Source organism: Ruminococcus sp. (assembly GCF_017650195.1).
In the GTDB taxonomy this organism is placed as follows: domain Bacteria; phylum Bacillota; class Clostridia; order Oscillospirales; family Ruminococcaceae; genus Ruminococcus.
On sequence record NZ_JAGCFH010000051.1, the window covers coordinates 1 to 2,707 of the forward strand.

Genomic DNA, 2,707 nt, shown 5'->3' on the forward strand with positions numbered 1-2,707 from the left:
GTAAGAAAAATCAAAGCCCGGTCTTTTGACCGGGCTTTTTAGTTATATAGTGTGTTTACATATCCCTGCTGTCAGTGTAGCGCTTCCATGAGTTCACAAGCATTGCTGAGAGCAGTATATACGACTTTGTAGCCGAAACAAACCTGAGAATCTCGGGATCGTCCGACATATATATCTTGAGCAGGAACCGGGAGGCAACAAGCACGAAGCCGAAAGCCACTAGCAGACGACTCTGGCTTATGGTGAAATCTGTTGACAGCATCCATATCATCAGTGCAAAGAAGAATAATACCAACAGAGCAGAAAATATATCCATTCCGATTATACCGTAAAGGAACCTGTCCTTTTCACGAAATACCTGACAGTAGTTTCTCCAGTCCATGAGTATCTGCGAAAACTCAGCTACAATGCCCACTATTGTGAAGGGGATTAGTAGCTTTACTTTGCGGCTCAGAGCTATGGACACTATGAAAAGTCCGAAGGATAGAGGAAGGAGCATACCGAATACAAGGGAATTCAGAACTATGACGGCAGGAGGCGGCTCCATAGTTCCTATCAGACTGTCGTATTCGAGGAACATCTCGCTATCTATATTGGATAGTCTTATGATACCGTGTACAGCGCATATAAGCACGTATACGGACGCCAGAACAAGGGAAAAGAAAAATAAGACAAAGCTAGTGTGCTTGTAGTGTTCGCGGTCAGTTCCTTTTAATTTTTCACATACCTGACATTTTTCAGCGCCGTCGTATATTCTGCTACCGCATTTAGGACAGATACGCATTACAGCTTCCAATCGTCACAGAGCTTATGAATAGCCTCTGTGAGCTGACGCATATCCGAATTCGTTCTGCCGTCCGAATCTTTGATAAGAGCTGCAAGGCGGTCCGAAGCGGCGATGAGATCACTGTAGGCGATATTGAAGTTTGCGGTATTCTTCCTTTTGGGTATCGGTATGGGTTCTGCGTCGATAGTTATTTCGTTTTCGGCGATATCGAATTCTGCACCGCTGAAGGGGACGTATACCTCAACTCCCAGCTCGTCCCGTAGACGCTGTGCAAAGCTCTCGGAGGAGCTTGCCTCGCCGTGGTTTACGAAGAAGCGCTGAACTCCTGATACAGCCTTTGCCCACTCTATGAGACCGTTCATATCAGCATGACCGCTGATTCCGGGAAGCTGAGTTATCCTTGCTGCTACCTTGACTGTCTCGCCGAAGAGCTTTACGCGTTTGGCTCCGTCCACAAGGGCTCTGCCAAGAGTATTTCCTGCCTGATAGCCGACGAAGAGGATGGTATTCTCCTTTTTCCATAGATTGTGCTTCAGATGGTGCTTTATACGTCCAGCCTCGCACATACCACTAGCTGATAATATGACCTTGGGACGCGTATCCTCATTGATAGCGCGTGAATCATCGCTGCTAACCGTTCTTATCAGGTCGTCGAAACCAATAGGATTTATGCCGCGGCGGACGAAGGAAAGAGCCTCCTCGTCGTAGCAGCTTTCACGGTTACTTATGAATATATCCGTAGCCTCGTTTGCGAGGGGACTGTCCACATATACCGGGAAGCCGTCGTGACCGCTGACAAGTCCCTCGGACTTGATATGACGTATGAAGTAGAGTATCTCCTGAGTTCTACCGACTGCAAAGGAGGGAATGATAACGCTGCCGCCACGGTCGAAGGTCTCCTGCAATACCTTTGCAAGGGAGGCAGTATAGTCTGTGGGAATGTCATGGATACGGTTTCCATAGGTGGATTCCATAACCACATAATCAGCAGCAGATATATGCTGCGGATTGCGTATAAGAGGCTGTTTTATATTGCCGATATCTCCTGAAAATGCGACAGTTTTCGTGATTCCGTCCTCAGTGAGTGTGAGGATTATGCTTGATGAGCCGAGAAGGTGTCCAGCATCGCGGAAGAGTACCTTTATACCCTCGGATATCTCAAATTCTGTGTCATAGCGGTGAGGGATGAAAAGCTCAATAGCGCCGATAGCATCCTCCATTGTATAGAGGGGCTCATAGTCGGGCTCACCCCGCCTTGCAGCCTTACGACTTCTCCATTCGGCTTCAAACTCTTGAATGTGAGCGCTGTCACGGAGCATGACTGAACAGAGATTGGAGGTAGCTTCAGTGGCGTGTATCTCTCCTTGGAAGCCGCCAGAGTAGAGTAGAGGAAGAAGACCAGAATGGTCGATATGAGCATGGGTGAGGAGAACGAAGTCTATATTTGAAGGTGAAACAGGTATCTGAACATTCTCGAAGATATCCTCTCCCTGCTGCATACCGAAGTCCACAAGGAACCTCTTGCCGCAGGCTTCTATATAGGTACAGCTACCCGTGACCTCATGGGTAGCACCGATAAAAGTCATTTTCATTGTATTTCCTCCTTTTGTAAAACATAATTCTGCGAAGCAAAATTATGATTTCCTTACTTATATTATATCACATTTTACCACGCTTGTCCATAATAAAACTGTGAAAATTGACTGAAATCCGAATTTTTTTGTTGCCGATTTAATGATAAACGATAAAAAATTATCGTAAAAATCCACAAGGAGCAGCTTGCTTAAATAGTTGATTTATGTTTAAACATACAAAATTTAATGATAAACATTAAAAAACAGTTGACAAACATTAAATGTCGTGGTATTATATACTCACAGCCGGAGGAAAGCTCCGGAAACAATACATTAATAAGAGGAA

Annotated in this window: 2 protein-coding genes; both read right to left on the bottom strand. The window is 45.5% G+C overall.

The features are described 5' to 3' along the window. Positions 1-55 precede the first annotated feature (55 nt). Positions 56-784, bottom strand: a complete 729-nt coding sequence (locus J6U00_RS02290) for a zinc ribbon domain-containing protein (protein WP_296578295.1) — start codon at positions 782-784, stop codon at positions 56-58. Next, positions 784-2,379, bottom strand: coding sequence for an MBL fold metallo-hydrolase (locus J6U00_RS02295; protein WP_296578298.1), 1,596 nt, complete (start codon positions 2,377-2,379; stop codon positions 784-786). The genes J6U00_RS02290 and J6U00_RS02295 overlap by 1 nt, the downstream gene beginning before the upstream one ends. Between the last annotated feature and the right edge of the window lie 328 nt (positions 2,380-2,707).